The organism is Lyngbya sp. CCY1209 (assembly GCF_035615495.1).
GTDB lineage: Bacteria > Cyanobacteriota > Cyanobacteriia > Cyanobacteriales > Microcoleaceae > Limnospira.
This window is the reverse complement of record NZ_JAJENU010000641.1, coordinates 15,228-31,326: the sequence shown is the minus strand read 5'-3', so window position 1 is coordinate 31,326 and position 16,099 is coordinate 15,228. Positions and strand designations below refer to the sequence as shown.

Below are 16,099 nucleotides of genomic sequence, written 5' to 3'. Positions count from 1 at the left end.
GCCCCCCTAACCCCCATCCCCCCCAACCCCCATCCCCCCCAGCCCCCCTTTGAAAGGGGGGAGTAAGGGGGGAGATAGGGGGGAACCGGACTCTTCTCCCCTCGCCCAGAATTGGGAGAGGGGCTGGGGGAGAGGGCGAGAAGTGAGAGAAAATCGATCTAAAATCTCCAGTTTTACCATCTGAAATGTCATGTCTGACGCATTACCCTGGACGCCCCTCCACGCCCAATTCCATCGAGTGTTACGATCGCGAAAATTACTGCCCCCCGCATCGCGGATCTTGGTGGCGGTTTCCGGGGGACAGGATTCCCTGTGCCTGATCCGGCTGTTGTTGGACCTGCGGTCGAAGTGGGATTGGACGATCGCGATCGCCCACTGTGACCACCGCTGGCGACCCGATTCCGGGGCGAATGCCGACCATATCGAACGGTTGGCAAATAACTGGAATACTCCCTTTTATCGATTGACGGCCGGACCCATTCCTGCATCGGAAGCCGCCGCCCGCCGGTGGCGATATCGGGCGATCGGGGAGGTCGCCCTGTCTCACAATTATCATTATGTGGTCACGGGTCACACGGCCAGCGATCGCGCCGAAACTCTGCTTTATAATCTGATCCGGGGCGGCGGCGCCGACGGACTCGCGGCGCTGACCTGGAGCCGCCCTTTATTCCCCGAAAATCCCGATTCCGAAGTGATGTTGGTGCGTCCGATGTTGGAAATCGCCCGGTCCGAAACCGGAGAATTTTGCAAAAATCGCCATTTGGAAATCTGGGAAGACAGCACCAACGCCGATCTCCGCCACGCCAGAAACCGCATCCGCAACGAACTGCTGCCCTATTTGCAAACCCACTTCAACCCCAACGCCGAACAAAATCTCGCCCGGACGGCCGAATTGCTGCGGGCGGATGTAGACTATTTGGAAACCGAGGCTGAGAAATTGTACGACAGGGCAATTTGCCGCGATCGCGATCGGCCCGGAGTCAACCGCCAACCCCTGAAAAAAGCGCCCCTCGCCCTGCAACGGCGGGTGATGCGGCGGCTGTTGCGGGAGGTGCTGCCGGGGGCGAGTAACTTCGAGCAAATCGAAAAACTCACCGCCCTGATATCGGCCCCCAACCGATCGCAAACCGATCCCTTTCCCGGCGGCGCGATCGCCCGCGTCGAGGGGGATTGGATAACAATTAACAATTAATAATTAATAATTAATGATTAATGATTTGCATAACAATGTGAAACTATGGCAATATGAAATGACTCGTGAAATTTTGTCAGCTAAGAGCCCCCAGAATTGGGGGTTTGGGGGCGAGAGTCAAAAGTCACGCAGAATGACTCGTGAAATTTTGTCAGCTAAGAGCCCCCAGAATTGGGGGTTTGGGGGCGAGAGTCAAAAGTCACGCATTCGGAAATTTGGTTCGATCCTCTGAAGGGAACATTCGCTCAAAGCCCCCAGAATTGGGGGTTTGGGGGCTAGAAAACTTAAAAATGGTGTTTGATTGCTATATATATAAATGTAATGTAGCGACTATCAAGTTGGCAGATCCGACAAACGGCGTCAGCTCTCACCGATCGCAATAGGACATTCAAAATATGTATGTACCCACTTGGCCCGGTAATCCCCATCCGCTCGGTGCGACCTGGGATGGCAAAGGCACAAATTTTGCACTATTCAGCGAAAATGCGACGGCAGTCGAACTCTGCCTGTTCGATAGCGAAGATCAAGAAACTCGCGTCCCCCTGACAGAAGTCAAAAACTTTGTTTGGCACGGCTATTTGCCGGGAATCTGTCCCGGCCAGCGATACGGATTCCGCGTCCACGGCCCTTTTGCACCCGAAGAAGGACACCGTTTTAACCCCAACAAACTGCTCATCGATCCCTACGCCAAAGCCCTCGACGGGGAAATCGGCTACGGCGAAGAAATTTTCGGATATCCTTGGGAAGATCCGGAGTTGGATTTGGGCTATTCCGAACTCGACGACGCCCATCTAGTCCCCAAAGCCGTCGTCGTGGACGAGACTTTCGACTGGGAAGACGATCGCCCCCTCCACATTCCCGAACACGAGACGATCATCTACGAAATGCACGTCCGGGGCTTCACGAAACTTCACCCCGACATCCCCGAAGAATTGCGGGGAACCTACGCCGGAATCGGACATCCGGCTGCGATCGCCTACCTGCAATCCCTCGGCATTACGGCGGTGGAATTGATGCCGGTCCACCACTTCCTCTCCCAGCCCGGACACCTGGTGGACAAGGGTTTGAGAAACTATTGGGGCTACGACTCCATCTGTTATTTTGCCCCCCATTACAACTACGGCGCAGACCCCATTTTGGGCAGCCCGGTCAAGGAATTCAAAGAAATGGTCAAAGCCCTCCACGCCGGGGGGATCGAGGTCATTTTGGATGTGGTTTACAACCACACCGGCGAGGGCAACCACCTCGGCCCGACCCTGTCCCTGCGGGGGATCGACAACGCCAGTTACTACCGCCTGGTGGAGGACGATCGCCGCTATTATATGGACTTTACGGGGTGCGGAAATTCCCTCAACGTCAGCCATCCCCAAGTCCTGAAATTGATCATGGACAGCCTCCGCTATTGGGTGCTGGAGATGCACGTGGACGGGTTCCGGTTCGACCTGGCGTCGGCTTTGGCCCGAGAACTGTATGAAGTCAACTCTCTGGCCGCATTTTTCGACATCATCCACCAAGATCCCGTCCTCTCCGACGTGAAATTGATCGCCGAACCGTGGGATGTGGGAGAAGGCGGCTATCAGGTGGGCAAATTTCCATTATTGTGGTCGGAGTGGAACGGCAAATACCGGGATACGGTGCGGGATTTTTGGCGGGGGGAAGATAGCGCCCTAGCCGAATTTGCCTACCGATTTACGGGCAGTTCCGACCTGTACGAAGATAACGGACGCCAGCCCCATGCCAGCATCAATTTTATTACCGCCCACGACGGTTTCACCCTCAACGACTTGGTGAGTTACAACGAAAAACACAACGAAGACAACGGGGAGGACAACAACGACGGGGAAAGCCACAACCGATCCTGGAATTGCGGGGAAGAGGGGGAGACGGAGGACCCCGACATTTTGGAATTGCGGAACCGCCAGCGGCGCAATCTTTTGGTGACGCTGATGCTGTCCCAGGGGGTGCCGATGTTTTTGAGCGGGGACGAATTGGGGCGATCGCAATTCGGAAATAACAACGCCTACTGCCAGGACAATCAGATTTCCTGGCTGGATTGGGACCTGCAGGAGTCCAACGCGGCGCTGTTGGATTTTACCCGCCATTTGATTTATTTCCGGCGCCAACACCCGGTTTTTCACCGCCGCAAGTGGTTCCAGGGACGGGCCATCCACGGGTCAGGGGTGAGCGATATCGGCTGGTTCAACCCCGACGGCGGCCAGATGACCGAAGATCAGTGGAATGCCGGATATGCGAAGGCGATCGGGGTGTTCCTCAACGGGGAAGAAATTCCGGCCCGCGGCTCCCAGGGTGAGCGGGTGATGGACGACAGTTTTTTGATTTTCTTCAACGCCCACTATGAGGAATTGGAATTTTTGATTCCCGAGGGACTGCAAGATCGCCGCTGGCAGGTGATCATCGACACCAAAGAACCCAATTTCGTGCCGGGAGAAATTTATTACACGGGCGACAAACCCATTCTCGTGGAGGCGCGATCGATTGTCGTGACGGTGATGCGTTGATTTTTCGGAGGGAGTCGGTATTAGGGAATTTTAGATTTTAGATTTTAGATTCCCCGACGGGGGCGGAGGTATCGGAGTTATATCAAATCCGGTTATTTACGCGAGAATCGGAGATCCCCCCCAACCCCCCTTAAAAAGCAGGGCCGTTTCATTCTCCCCAGAAAAATGGCAAGGGGAGCAGAGGGAGCGGAGGGAGCGGAGGGAGCGGAGGGAGATTTTTCGGAATAAAAAGGTGTTTTTAACCGGATATTCCCTTGCTCCGGTCTCCCATCAACGGTTTTCATTGTCGCTCCCGACAATTTTTAACCGAGAATGAAACGGCCGGGCCCTTAAAAAGGGGGGAGCCGGAGTGGGCTTTGACTTCTGGATATTCAATCGGATTCGATATGAGAAGTGAGAAGTTTCTCTTTCCTCTCTTCTCTTTCCTCTCTTCTCTTTCTTCCCCACACCCCACGCCCGCACACCCCAATCACAGAATATGAAATTCTCGATCGCCCCTTTGTTGGAAAAAGTCCGGGCCTGGTTCCCGAAAGCCCGAGAAACGTTGCAAGCCCACGCAGACGAGCTCGAAGCGAAGTTCAATCCCCAGGAACTCCACCCCATTCCACGCCAACAGAGCGATCGCCTGAAACGGGAACTGGCAGGTTTGGCGACGCCGGAACCCTATCAAAAATTTATTCGCTCGGAGTTGGAAGAACGGCTCGAAGCGTGGCGGTCTGGGGTGGAAACCGGCAACAGTTTGGCAGTTTTGGGATGTCCGGCCGAAGCGATCGCCACGATCCTCTGGGACACTTTGACTTCCCCGGAACCGGTGGAGGATTTGACGTTGCAGTGGTTGCCCTGGTCTTCCCGACCCCGGGACTACCGGGCGATCGCGGAGGAATTGGAAAAAACGATCCTCCCCCCTGCGGAGGGCGACCGAGTCCTGGCGGTCATTCCCGATTTGAGTTGGTGTTTCCTGCGGTGTACGGACGGTTTTGACGGGATCGACCGGCTGAAAGAGGCGATCTTCCACGACCGCTCCCGCTTCTGGCTCGTCGGGTGCAACCGCTGGGCTTGGCTGTACCTGGATCGGGTCTGTCAGTTGGGGGATCTCTTTGAAAATACGATTTCCCTGCCCCCCCTGATACCGATCGCCCTCAAAGAGTGGATCGAACCGGTGCGGGCCCCCCTCGACCTGCAATTGGGGGAGGAGGAGTCCGCCGAGGAGGAGGAAGAATTGGAGGAGGAAAAGTGGGCTTCCCAAGCCGAACGGCGGTACTACCACCGCCTGGCGGGGGTGTCCCAGGGTGTCGGCGCGATCGCGGCCCGGGGTTGGCTGGAGTCTCTGGGGATTTCTCCCCCGAAAACGGAAGAGGAAGAGTCGGAAAATTCGGAAGAACCGGAACCGTCGGAAAATCCGGAAGAATCGGAAACCGAGCCGCCCCCCTGGATTTTGGGCCGTCCCACCCTGCCGACCCTGCCGAGTTTGAGCAAAGAGGACCGCTTCCTGTTGTTTTCCCTGGCCGTGCACGGAGCCATGACCCTCCCCCATCTGGCGATGAGTTTGGGCATTTCGGAGGGCGAAATTCACACGCAGGTCCAGCGGTTGATCCGGGTCGGGGCCGTCATCCGCCCCCCGACGGCAGAGGGACAACTGCAACTCAATCCCATGCACTACCCCCGCTTGAAACGGGATCTCGACAACAATAAATTTTTGATCGGGGAGGAAAGTTAATGTCCGGAGAAATCCTGCCGGCGATTGTGCTGGCCCAAAGTGGCGGAGAAGAAACGAATGTCGCGACCGAAATTCTGGCCGAGATCACCGCCATCAAGATTATCCAGGCGATCGCGGTGCTCGCCCTCACCTACTGGGTTATCCTCGCCACGGACAAGTTTCTCCACTGGATTTCCGAAAAAGTTCCTCTGCGGTTTCGGTTGGGGGTCAAACAGTCCCTCCCCTTCTGGCGGGCGTTTTTTTTGGGGTTGGCGATCGCCATTTTGATTCATTTATTTCTCAACCTCTCGCCCAACAACGTCCTGGCAATTACGGGGACGGTGGCGGTCGCCCTCGGCTTCGCCTTCAAGGATTACGCCAGCTCGGTGATCGCGGGGTTGATGGCGCTGTTTGAGAGGCCCTATCAGGTGGGCGATCGCGTCACCATCGGCGACCAGTACGGCGAAATTATCGGCTACGGACTGCGGGCGATCCAACTGCAGACCCCCAACGATGACATCGTGACCATCCCCCACAATAAAATGTGGACCGAGGCGATCGTCAACGCCAACAAGGGCAATGTCGAAGCCCAGGCCGTGGTCAACTTTTACTTTTCCCACGACGCCGATCTCGACCGCATCGTACCCCTGCTGTACCGGGTCGCCCAGACGAGCAAATACACCCAACTCGACCTGCCGATTTCGGTGATTTTGGACGAAAAAGCCTGGGGAACCCACGTCAAGCTGAAGTGCTATCCGATGGATGTCCGCGACGAATTTATCTACAAATCCGACTTGATTCGGCGGGCGAAACGGGCGTTTGCACGGTCGGGAATTACCTACCCCACCTTGCCGCCGAGGCCCGACGACTGGGCGGAATGAGTCCGGTTTCCGACGTTGGATTGCGGCCGCCCGGACGGTTCGGACATTTTCTTTCATCGGGGTGTGGGGAAAACCGGTTCCCGATTCCCGATTTCTTTTTTCTGATCGCAATGTCCCCACCGTTGTGTCCGTCGCGATACCCGCCGCGATCGCAGTCTCGACGGATTCAAATTGATCGAAAATAGAGAAGATCGGGCACAATCCCGGCGGGAACATTTCGCGGTTTCCGACTCCCGACTCCCTCGGACCGACTCCCTCCCTCTTCAAAGGGTTGTCATTTTCAATTCTCCCCTCTAAAATAATCCAGCAATTGGAATTTAACCCCTCATGTCCAATCCGTTCCTGTTCCTAGAATACGAACCGAGCTTCGAGGCGTTGGGCGACGATTATTATGATGTCGTTCCGGCCGCGGAGTTTCCCCTCCACATCTTGCGGTTCCGCAATGACGAACTGCTCTCGAAATTCGGGATCGACCCGTCTCAAACCGAGGACGAACACTTTATAGAAGCCTTCGGGAAGTTTGAGAGCGTGCGCCCGTTTCTGGCGATGCGCTACCACGGCTATCAGTTCGGACAGTACAATCCCGAGTTGGGAGACGGGCGGGGATTTTTGTACGGGCAGGTGCGGGGGACGGACGGAGAATTGTACGATTTCGGCACCAAAGGATCGGGGACGACCCCCTATTCCCGCCACGCCGACGGACGCCTGACCTTGAAGGGCGGGGTGCGGGAAATTTTGGCGGCAGAAGCTTTGCATCGGGCGGGGGTTCTGACCTCCCGATGTTTGAGTTTAATTGAAACCGGAGAACAACTGTGGCGGGGCGACGAGCCCTCCCCCACCCGGTCTTCGGTGATGGTGCGGGTGAGCCGCTCCCACATCCGTTTCGGAACCTTTGAACGCCTCCACTATTTCGGGCGCCCGGATCGGATTCAAAAGTTACTCGATCACGTCGTCGAGATTTATTATCCCCACCTGCGCGATGCCGGGGAAGATCGGGCGATCGCGTTTTATTCGGAGTTGGTGGGGCGGGTGGCGGATTTGGCGGCCGGGTGGATGGCCGCCGGATTTTGCCACGGCGTTTTGAATACGGATAATCTGTCGATTACCGGGGAGAGTTTCGACTACGGCCCCTATGCATTCATGCCCGAGTACGACCCCAAGTTCACGGCGGCTTATTTCGACTACGGCCGGCTCTACTGTTACGGCAACCAGCCCTTGATTTGCCGGGGAAATCTGGAATTGTTGCAAAAACCCCTGGGGATGGTGTGCGATCGCGATCGGCTCCGGGAGGCTTTGGAATCGTTTTCGGAACGTTACTCGGCTACCTACCGAGAATTGATGGTCAAAAAGTTGGGATTAGCCGCCTTACCCGCCCCCGAAGGTTCCGAATTGGTCGGGCTGACGGTGGATTTACTCAAGGACAATCCCCTGGGATATCATGATTTCTTCATCCGACTCCGGGAACAATTCGGCCCCCGATGGCAGGAAGATGAAACGCAAATTCTCGGGGAACTGGGGGATCTCAAACACTTCGCCGCTTGGCGGGCACTCTACTGCCATCATTTGCAGCCCTTGTCCCCGGCGGAAATGGAGGAGATGAAAGTTCGCCTCGAACAGAATAATCCCGCCACTGTCCCCCTGCGGCCCGCCATCGAGAGGGTTTGGGAACCGATCGTCGCCGCAGACGATTGGAGTGCGTTTGATCGGTTGGTGGAGGATATCCGAGCCGCGTGAGGGTCTCGGGGGGGCGATCGCATTTTCAGATCCAATCCCGGCAATCCGCCCGAAAACATCTGGGGGGTGGGAGTCGGGAGAAGCGCCATTAATTGTCAATTGTCAATTGTCAACGATCAATTCTTCCCCCCATCCGATCTTTCGGATTCCTTTACCTTTTCGGTTCCCCTTCCCTTCCCCTCCCCAATGTTGGCGGCGCGGCAGGCCCGTCCCCCGCCGGATCGAAATCTAAAATCGATCAAAAAATGTCCGGTCAAGGCCGGATCGCACTGTCTTAGAGATCGGCATTGATGTCCTCCCCCGCCGCCGTCGCCCCATCTGACCGGGAAGTTGTAAAAATTTGTTGATTGGGCTTTGACAAGTTCCGGCTCTTCCCCTTAAAATTAATCAGCTTGCTCTGTTGCTCTGGCATCCCGCAGATGCGATCGCGGGGGAATCGGTCCGGTCAAATATTCCGCAGATAAAACGACTTCGGATTCGTCATCCTCCTCCGGGGTGACAATCAGGGAGTTGAACGGCACTAAGGCGATCAGTTCCGCCTCTCGTGAAGGGGCGATCGCATTTTCCCGGCCCGACCCTTGCCCGGGTTCGCCCCCCGCCAGTTCGGCGACCTGCCGGAGTCCCTCGCAGGCGACTTCGGGGGCGAGAACTTCGACGTACTCGATTTCATCGCCGCGATCGATTAACAGCCCCAGCGCGCCATTTTGATGGCCGACGGCTACCAGGTTTTTCAGATCGATTTTGGTCAACTTCATGGAAAATCTCCCGGGTGAGTTGCCCGCCCATCCGGCGACGGGTGGGACGTGGGGTATTTCAAAACTAATATACGTCGTATTGATTTTTTTGTCAACCCGCCTTTTCCACAACGCCAGCGTTGCGAAAAGCCCCCGATGCGGAAAGTCCCCGCCGCGACATCCCGCCGCAATTTCTACCCCCGGTCGCGGATTTCCCGAGATCAGTTCTTCCCGAGGGGAAAAACAAAGGCGACGAGATTTAGGCTGTCCATCTCCGCGAAAATTGACTTCCCCCGCCCGTTTTCCACCCGTGCGACTCCGGCTGCTCAGATGTGAAGTTAAAAAAAAATTTCCCCAACGGCGGCATTTACGTTATATGATGTGAAAAATATCCGACTAATATGTTAGGATTGAATGGATTTGAATTGGAGTACATTCGATGGCAAAAGCAACAGCAGAGCAACTCCCTGCTAACCCCCTGACCGGAAAAGCTTTACTGCAGAAAGTTAAGGCGCTCGGCTCCAAACCCCGCCGGGACACCGCGAAGGAGTGCGGTTATTACACCGTGACAAAAGACAACCAAACTCGGGCGAACATGACCGAGTTTTACGACGCCCTCCTCGCCGCCAAGGGAATCGCCCTGGAACCCGGCCGTTCCAAAGATGGACGGGGAAGGGAAGCGAGCTACCGCGCCTGCGTCCACAAAAATGGTTCCTTGGTGATCGGTGCCAACTACACCCAGGAAATGGGGTTGAAACCGGGCGATCAGTTTGAAATTCGCCTGGGTTCCAAACACATTCACCTGATTCAAGTGGAACCGAAAGGGAGCTTCAGCGACGAAGACGAGGACGAATAGATTCCACCGCGTCGGGAGTCCCGGAGTTTCACCGCATCGCCGCTCATCATGCCGGCCGGCTTTTGAGTACCGATAAAAGTGGCGATCCGAACTCTCCGGATGAAAATCCATCCCCACACCAACCTTCACCCCATGCCCATCGTTCATCAGTTCATCGAACTCGAAACCCGAGAGGGAATCGACTATTTTCGACATCACCCCTCAAGTTGTAGAACTGTTGGAGTCCACCTCCATCCAGAACGGGCAGGTGTTGGTCTTTTCTCAGCACAGGACGACCGCCCTCACCATCAATGAAAATGAGGAACGCCTTTGGGAGGATATCAGGGTCTATTTAAAAAAGTTGGCTCCTCCCGAAAACAGATACCTGCACAACGACTTACACCATCCAGACGTGCCACCCGACGAACCCATCAACGCCCACTCTCACCTGATGGCAATCACGTTAAGTACCAGCGAAGTGATTCCGGTGGTGGAGGGCAGGTTGGGTTGGGGCCGGTGGCCGTCTCTTCTACTGCTTGAATTGGACGGCCCGCGATCGCGCCGAGTTCTGGTTCAAGTGAGCGGAGAATCAATCGGAGACCCCCAAATTGGAACTTGTGGGAACCTTGCCGGCTCACCCGTCGAGAGGGGTGAACGGGTTCGGGCTGGGCATTTTTCCCACAATTCATGAGATCCGGGCGGATCGAGTTCGAGTGGGGAAAAGCGATCGCTTCCGAGGAGTTCGGGAAATTGAGTTAATATCAATTCTGAATTCTCAATCCTACCCGAGCCCCGATGAATCCTCATTCTTTGCGTCCGTTGGGCGTTCCTCCCAACGCTTGGGGGGTCAGCGAAGCGATCGCCGATCTCACCCGCCCCCCCCTGCCCCCGCAACCCGTCACCTTAAAAACCCAGACCAAATGCCTGCACCTGGACTTGGCGAAGGCGGCAATTTTGGTCGTCGATATGCAAAACGACTTTTGCCACCCCGACGGCTGGCTGGCCCACATCGGCGTTGATGTCACCCCGGCCCGCCAACCCGTCGCACCGCTCAACGCCCTGCTTCGGCGTCTGCGATCGCTCGGCGTCCCGGTGATTTGGGTCAACTGGGGAAACCGTCCCGACCTGCTCAATATCGGGGCGGGGCTCCGCCATGTCTACAATCCCACGGGGGAGGGAGTCGGCCTGGGGGACCCGCTGCCCAAAAATGGCGCCCCCGTTTTGACCAAAGGCTCTTGGGCCGCCGCGATCGTTGACGAACTCGACAACCAACCCGAAGATATTTACATCGACAAATACCGGATGAGCGGCTTTTGGGACACCCCCCTCGACAGCATCTTGAGGAACCTGGGGCGGACGACCCTGTTTTTCGGGGGCGTTAACGCGGACCAGTGCGTGATGACCACCCTCCAGGACGCCAACTTCCTCGGCTACGACTGCATCCTCGTCGAAGACTGCACCGCCACCACCTCCCCCGACTACTGCCGGCAGGCGACGCTGTACAACGTCAACCAGTGCTTCGGCTTCGTCACCCACTCCCAAAACATCGCGGAAGCAATTGATAATTGTTAATTGTTAATTGTTAATTGTTAATTATTATGTGAGGACCCCGGAACCATGACCGATCGCTGCATGATTCCCGTCGTCAAGTCGTCCCGAGATTACCAGGCGTTTCGTATTAGTCCCCGCGACACCAACCGACTGGCGATCGTTTTCGACCCGGAAATCGCCGACACTTCCCTGACGGTGTGCATCGAAATTTTCGATATCGGCGGCAAAACGCCGCCCAACCGCCACCAACTGGCTGTGGAAATGTTCTTCATCCTCAAAGGGGAAGGCGTCGCCACCTGCGACGGCAAAACCGTCCGAATTCAAACCGGAGACAGCATCCTCGTCCCCGCCACCGGCACCCACATCATCGAGAACACGGGTTCCACCCGACTCTACGCCCTGTGTATCATGGTTCCCAACGAGAACTTCGCCGAACTGATCCGCAGCGGCACCCCCGTGGAACTCGACGAAGAAGATTTGCGGGTTCTGAGTCGCCAAGATGCTTTGATTAGGGTGTAGGGTGTGGGGAAAGTGAAAAATGAAAAATGAACGATCGCGATTGGACTCGCCCCCAAACCCCCAATCCTGGGGGCTTCAATTACCGACTCCCGACTCCCGACTCCCGACTCCCTATCAAAAAAAGTTTATGGTTATTCGAGAAACGGCATCCATGCTGACCCGGGACGGGGTGCGGTTGAATGCCGATATTTATCGCCCCGACATGACGGGGGAATATCCGGTGTTGCTGATGCGTCAACCCTACGGACGGGCGATCGCATCCACCGTCGTCTACGCGCACCCCGTCTGGTACGCTGAACAGGGCTACATCGTCGTCATCCAAGACGTGCGGGGGCGGGGCACCTCCGAGGGCGAATTTCGACTGTTCGCCAACGAAGTCGATGATGGCGTCGATACCCTCGATTGGGCGCTGCGACTGCCCGGAAGCAGCGGGGACGTGGGGATGTACGGCTTTTCCTACCAGGGCATGACCCAACTCTACGCTGCCTCCGGCTACCCGGAGGCCCTCAAAACCATCTGTCCCGCCATGCTGGCCACCGACCTCTACAAGGATTGGGCCTACGAAGGGGGGGCGTTCTGCTTGCAGATGAACCTCGCCTGGGCGATGCAATTAGAGGCCGAAGGTGCACGCTTGAAGGGCGATGAAACGGCTTATCGAGAGTTTGTACGCGCCTCGCGCCACCTGCCCTTCTACGACGAAATACCGGCCTCTCCGGAGATCCTGAAAACCCTGGCGCCCGACTCCTTCTACCACGAATGGCTGCACAACTCGGATTACTACCCGGACGGTTACTGGCCCACCCTGACCCCGAACCTGGACGACGTGGATTTGCCGATGTTGCATATCGGGGGGTGGTTCGACACCTATTTGCGGGGGACGGTTCATTTTTACCGGGAGATGAGCGATCGCTCCGAATATCCCCAATATCTCATTGTCGGACCTTGGGCGCACCTGCCTTGGGGGCGACGGGCCGGCAATGCGGACTACGGCCCTCTGGCGGCGAGTCCCATCGACGAATTGCAAATCCGCTGGTTCGACTATTTTCTCAAAGGGATCGATACCGGAATTTTGTCAGAAAAACCTGTCACCCTATTTGAAATGGGGAGTAATTGCTGGCGGGAATTCGACACCTGGCCGGAACGGTCCACCCAATCTTACCTCCTCGCCAGCACCGGACTCGCGGCCGTGCGGGAGGATTCGGGTTTGCTGTTGCCGGAAGATGAGAGTGATGAAAGGGAGTCCCCCAACGGTTCCCAAAATCGGGTCTATCAAAATATCTCAGTTTCCACGTCCGTCGAACTCGAAGAGATGGCGGAAATGGAGGGGGAAGAAGAAGTTTTGCCCGACGTCATCGATTGGTTGGTACACGACCCCTGGCGCCCGGTTCCCGCCCTCGGGGGACACGCGGCTTTTCCGGCGGGTTCGTTCGATCGCGCCGCTTTGGACTGCCGAAGTGATATCCTAACTTATACCTCCGATACTTTGGACGAGGATTTGCACCTGGCGGGGGAGGGGTTCGCGGAGATTTACTGCCGCGCTGATACCCCCAGTTTCGATCTGTGTGCGGTTCTGTCTGAGGTGCGATCGGATGGCGGCGTCTGGAATTTTACCCAGGGTTACGTCCGGATAGATGGGGGGGAAATGCCGGTGAAAATCCAGTTGCAACCCACCTGCATTCGCATCCCCAAATCCCACCAAATTCGCCTGAGTCTCAGCGCGGCTTGTTTCCCCGCCTATCCGGTCAACCCCGGAACCGGACAGGCACCGAGTCTGGCGCGGTTAATAGAGGCTCAAATTATCACGATATCCGTGGGCAGCGGGAATAGTTTTCCCTCGCGGATAGTTCTGCCATCAATTGTTAATTATTAATTGTTAATTGTTAATTGTTTTGAGATGATGAATGTGTTAATTTTGGGGGCGAGTGGGGGCATCGGGTTTGGTTTTGTGGAGAAGCTGTTGCGGGAGGGGCGGGTTTCTCGGATTTACGCCACTTATCGACGCCGGGAGTCGGCGGAAAAGTTGCTGAATTTGGCGGAGCAGCATCCCCAAGAATTAGTTTGTTTGCAGATGGATATTGGTGAAGAATCTGATATCGTGGCGGGGGTGGAGACAATTCGCGCCGGGGTGGAGACGCTGGATTTGGCGATCAATTGTGTGGGGATATTGCACGGAGATAACTTGCAGCCGGAGAAGAGTTTGCGGCAGGTGGAGAGCGATCGCCTGGTGGAATATTTTCGGGTCAACAGTATCGGCGGGGTGTTGTTGGCGAAGCATTTGTTGCCGTTATTTCCCCGCGATCGCCGCAGCGTTTTCGCCAGTATTTCCGCCAAGGTGGGCAGCATCGAGGACAACCATCTGGGCGGGTGGTACGGCTACCGCGCCTCGAAGGCGGCCTTGAATATGTTGATGCGGACGGCGGCGATCGAATATGGGCGTAAATGTCCCCAAGCGATCGTGGTGCTGCTGCATCCCGGCACGACGGATACGCCCCTTTCCAAACCCTTTCAAAGAAACGTCCCCCCGGACAAATTGTTTTCCGTCGATCGCACCGTCGATCAACTTATGGCGATCGTCGATCGCCTCGACATCGCCGACAGCGGCCAATTCTTCTCCTGGGACGGAACCCGCCTACCCTATTGACAATTAACAATTAATAATTAATAATTAACAATTTAAAATTCATTTTCTTCCTCCGCTTCCTCCGCCTCCTCCGCTTCCCCCACCCCTCCGCCTCCCTGCCTTCCCCGCCCCCTCTGCCCCTAAAATCAGAAAGAACTGTTTTTTGAGTTTGGCATCCCCTGTGATTGGAATCTTCCTCCCGGAATACTTGGCGGCGACGATGGCTGAAACTGGCCCTCTGTTGGGCAGCGTCTGGATCGATCTGGCGATTTTGGTGTTGATGCTGGGACTCTCGGCATTTTTCGCGGGTTCGGAAACGGCGATCACGGCGTTGGACAATTTGAAACTGCGGGCGCTGATCCGGGAACAGGGGGACCCGAACCGGATGTTCACCTTGGTTTTGGAGAGGCGGGCCCGGTTCATCACCACCTTGCTGGTGGGGAATAACCTCGTCAACAACTTTTCGGCGATTCTGACGAGTAATTTGTTCGCCCTGTGGTTGGGAAATGCGGGGTTGGGAATTGCGACGGCGGTGGTGACATTTTTGCTGTTGGTGTTCGGAGAAATTACGCCCAAGTCCCTGGCGATCAGCAATGTGCTGCCGATTTTCAAGGCGGTGATCCGCCCGATTTACTGGCTTTCGATTATTTTGGCGCCCGTCATTTATCTGTTTGAGGCGATCGCGCAAAATATCATCCGCCTGGTGAACCGGGGGGCGGTGCAACCGGGACTCTCGGTGCAGGAATTGCGGCTGATGATCGAGATTTTGGGGGGCCGCGGACAGTTGGACTGGCAGAAACACCAACTGCTGAATAAGGCGCTGATGATGGATTATCTGATGGCGCGGGAGGTGGTGAAGCCGCGGATCGAGATGCGGACGATTTCCCACGAGGCGACGGTGCAGGAGGTGATCGACGTCTGTCTGGAGACGGGATATTCGCGGATTCCGGTTCAGGGGGAGTCCAAGGATGAGATCGTGGGCATCGTGCACCTGAAGCGGGCGCTGCAAATGGTGCGATCGCTTGATGGGGAACACCCGCCCCAATCCGTGCGGGAGGCGATGACCCCCCCGGTTTACGTCCCGGAGACGAAGCGGGTGGGGAGTTTGTTGCAGGAGATGTTGCAGCAGCGCCTCCACATGGCGATCGTGGTGGACGAGTACGGCGGCACGGTGGGGTTGGTGACGCTGGAGGATATTTTGGAGGAGTTGGTGGGGGAAATTTACGACGAGAGCGATTTTCCCAGCCGGGGGACCCGCACGAAACCGCCGGGTTCCCCCCAGCCCCGGGCGGGCCGGATCGGGTTTTCGGGCCGGCCGCAACCGCCCAACCCCCGGCGGCGATCGCAACCCCGGGACGACTCAAACCCCCGCCAACCGGAGAGTTGAGAAGATTTCAAAAAAAAGTTTTCAAAAAGACTGGATTTTTTTGAGATTTGTGATACGATAATAAATCGTTGAATAAATGGGTCGGTGCCCGAGTGGTTAATGGGGGCGGACTGTAAATCCGCTGGCTATGCCTACGCTGGTTCAAATCCAGCCCGGCCCACCACTCGCCCTTGTAGCTCAGTGGTAGAGCACACCCTTGGTAAGGGTGAGGTCACGAGTTCAATCCTCGTCAAGGGCTTTCCCTCTCCGTGCGACTTTTGGCTGTGTCGAGTATCACGCTATTTTTCGTCAGTACCGGATTAATACCTCAGTGGGTGCAAACCCGTGAGAGTCCATTCAGGACAGGATGTTGAGGCGTTCACTCATGTTTTTCTGATGAGAATGCGATCGCCCAATTCTGGCGAATCACCGATGGTCTTGCCGTTTCATTC

The 16,099-nt window shown here is 56.3% G+C and carries 13 protein-coding genes and 2 tRNA genes; 14 read left to right on the top strand and 1 reads right to left on the bottom strand.

The features are described from left to right. Nucleotides 1-190: 190 nt before the first annotated feature. From tilS to LKE08_RS25800, 5 genes are all read left to right on the top strand, one after another. Nucleotides 191-1,192 carry a tRNA lysidine(34) synthetase TilS gene (gene tilS, locus LKE08_RS25820; RefSeq protein WP_324707158.1) on the top strand — a complete coding sequence of 334 codons (1,002 nt, stop codon included), beginning with the start codon at nucleotides 191-193 and terminating at the stop codon, nucleotides 1,190-1,192. A 395-nt stretch (nucleotides 1,193-1,587) separates the two neighbouring features. After that, nucleotides 1,588-3,711: a glycogen debranching protein GlgX gene (gene glgX, locus LKE08_RS25815; RefSeq protein ID WP_324707157.1), complete on the top strand. Its 2,124-nt coding sequence runs from the start codon at nucleotides 1,588-1,590 to the stop codon at nucleotides 3,709-3,711. 478 nt (nucleotides 3,712-4,189) lie between these two features. Continuing rightward, nucleotides 4,190-5,428: a MarR family transcriptional regulator gene (locus LKE08_RS25810; protein ID WP_324707156.1), complete on the top strand. Its 1,239-nt coding sequence runs from the start codon at nucleotides 4,190-4,192 to the stop codon at nucleotides 5,426-5,428. After that, on the top strand, nucleotides 5,428-6,288 hold the full coding sequence (locus LKE08_RS25805; protein ID WP_324707155.1) for a mechanosensitive ion channel family protein: 861 nt from the start codon (nucleotides 5,428-5,430) through the stop codon (nucleotides 6,286-6,288). The genes LKE08_RS25810 and LKE08_RS25805 overlap by 1 nt, the downstream gene beginning before the upstream one ends. A 327-nt stretch (nucleotides 6,289-6,615) precedes the next feature. Continuing rightward, complete coding sequence (locus tag LKE08_RS25800) at nucleotides 6,616-8,022, top strand: protein adenylyltransferase SelO family protein (protein WP_324707154.1); 1,407 nt, start codon at nucleotides 6,616-6,618, stop codon at nucleotides 8,020-8,022. Nucleotides 8,023-8,405: 383 nt separating this feature from the next. Here the strand turns inward: LKE08_RS25800 and LKE08_RS25795 are convergent, their stop codons facing one another. Next, entirely contained in the window at nucleotides 8,406-8,777 is a 372-nt protein-coding gene (locus tag LKE08_RS25795; RefSeq protein ID WP_324707153.1) for a KTSC domain-containing protein, read from the bottom strand. Nucleotides 8,778-9,195: 418 nt separating this feature from the next. Between LKE08_RS25795 and LKE08_RS25790 the strand changes: the two genes are divergently transcribed. From LKE08_RS25790 to LKE08_RS25750, 9 genes are all read left to right on the top strand, one after another. Beyond that, nucleotides 9,196-9,612 (top strand): AbrB family transcriptional regulator, encoded by a 417-nt coding sequence (locus LKE08_RS25790; protein WP_324707152.1) that lies wholly within the window; start codon nucleotides 9,196-9,198, stop codon nucleotides 9,610-9,612. A gap of 217 nt (nucleotides 9,613-9,829) precedes the next feature. Beyond that, nucleotides 9,830-10,282, top strand: coding sequence for a secondary thiamine-phosphate synthase enzyme YjbQ (locus tag LKE08_RS25785; protein ID WP_324707151.1), 453 nt, complete (start codon nucleotides 9,830-9,832; stop codon nucleotides 10,280-10,282). Nucleotides 10,283-10,386: 104 nt separating this feature from the next. Next, complete coding sequence (locus LKE08_RS25780) at nucleotides 10,387-11,163, top strand: isochorismatase family cysteine hydrolase (RefSeq protein WP_324707150.1); 777 nt, start codon at nucleotides 10,387-10,389, stop codon at nucleotides 11,161-11,163. Nucleotides 11,164-11,208: 45 nt separating this feature from the next. Further along, nucleotides 11,209-11,661 (top strand): cupin domain-containing protein, encoded by a 453-nt coding sequence (locus tag LKE08_RS25775; RefSeq protein WP_324707149.1) that lies wholly within the window; start codon nucleotides 11,209-11,211, stop codon nucleotides 11,659-11,661. Nucleotides 11,662-11,788: 127 nt separating this feature from the next. Then, nucleotides 11,789-13,531, top strand: a complete 1,743-nt coding sequence (locus LKE08_RS25770) for a CocE/NonD family hydrolase (RefSeq protein ID WP_324707148.1) — start codon at nucleotides 11,789-11,791, stop codon at nucleotides 13,529-13,531. 27 nt (nucleotides 13,532-13,558) lie between these two features. Beyond that, nucleotides 13,559-14,302 carry an SDR family NAD(P)-dependent oxidoreductase gene (locus tag LKE08_RS25765; protein ID WP_324707159.1) on the top strand — a complete coding sequence of 248 codons (744 nt, stop codon included), beginning with the start codon at nucleotides 13,559-13,561 and terminating at the stop codon, nucleotides 14,300-14,302. 160 nt (nucleotides 14,303-14,462) lie between these two features. After that, nucleotides 14,463-15,668: a hemolysin family protein gene (locus LKE08_RS25760; RefSeq protein ID WP_324707147.1), complete on the top strand. Its 1,206-nt coding sequence runs from the start codon at nucleotides 14,463-14,465 to the stop codon at nucleotides 15,666-15,668. A gap of 78 nt (nucleotides 15,669-15,746) precedes the next feature. Beyond that, nucleotides 15,747-15,831 (top strand) — tRNA-Tyr (locus LKE08_RS25755). A 3-nt stretch (nucleotides 15,832-15,834) separates the two neighbouring features. After that, a tRNA-Thr gene (locus LKE08_RS25750) sits at nucleotides 15,835-15,906 on the top strand. Nucleotides 15,907-16,099 lie beyond the last annotated feature (193 nt).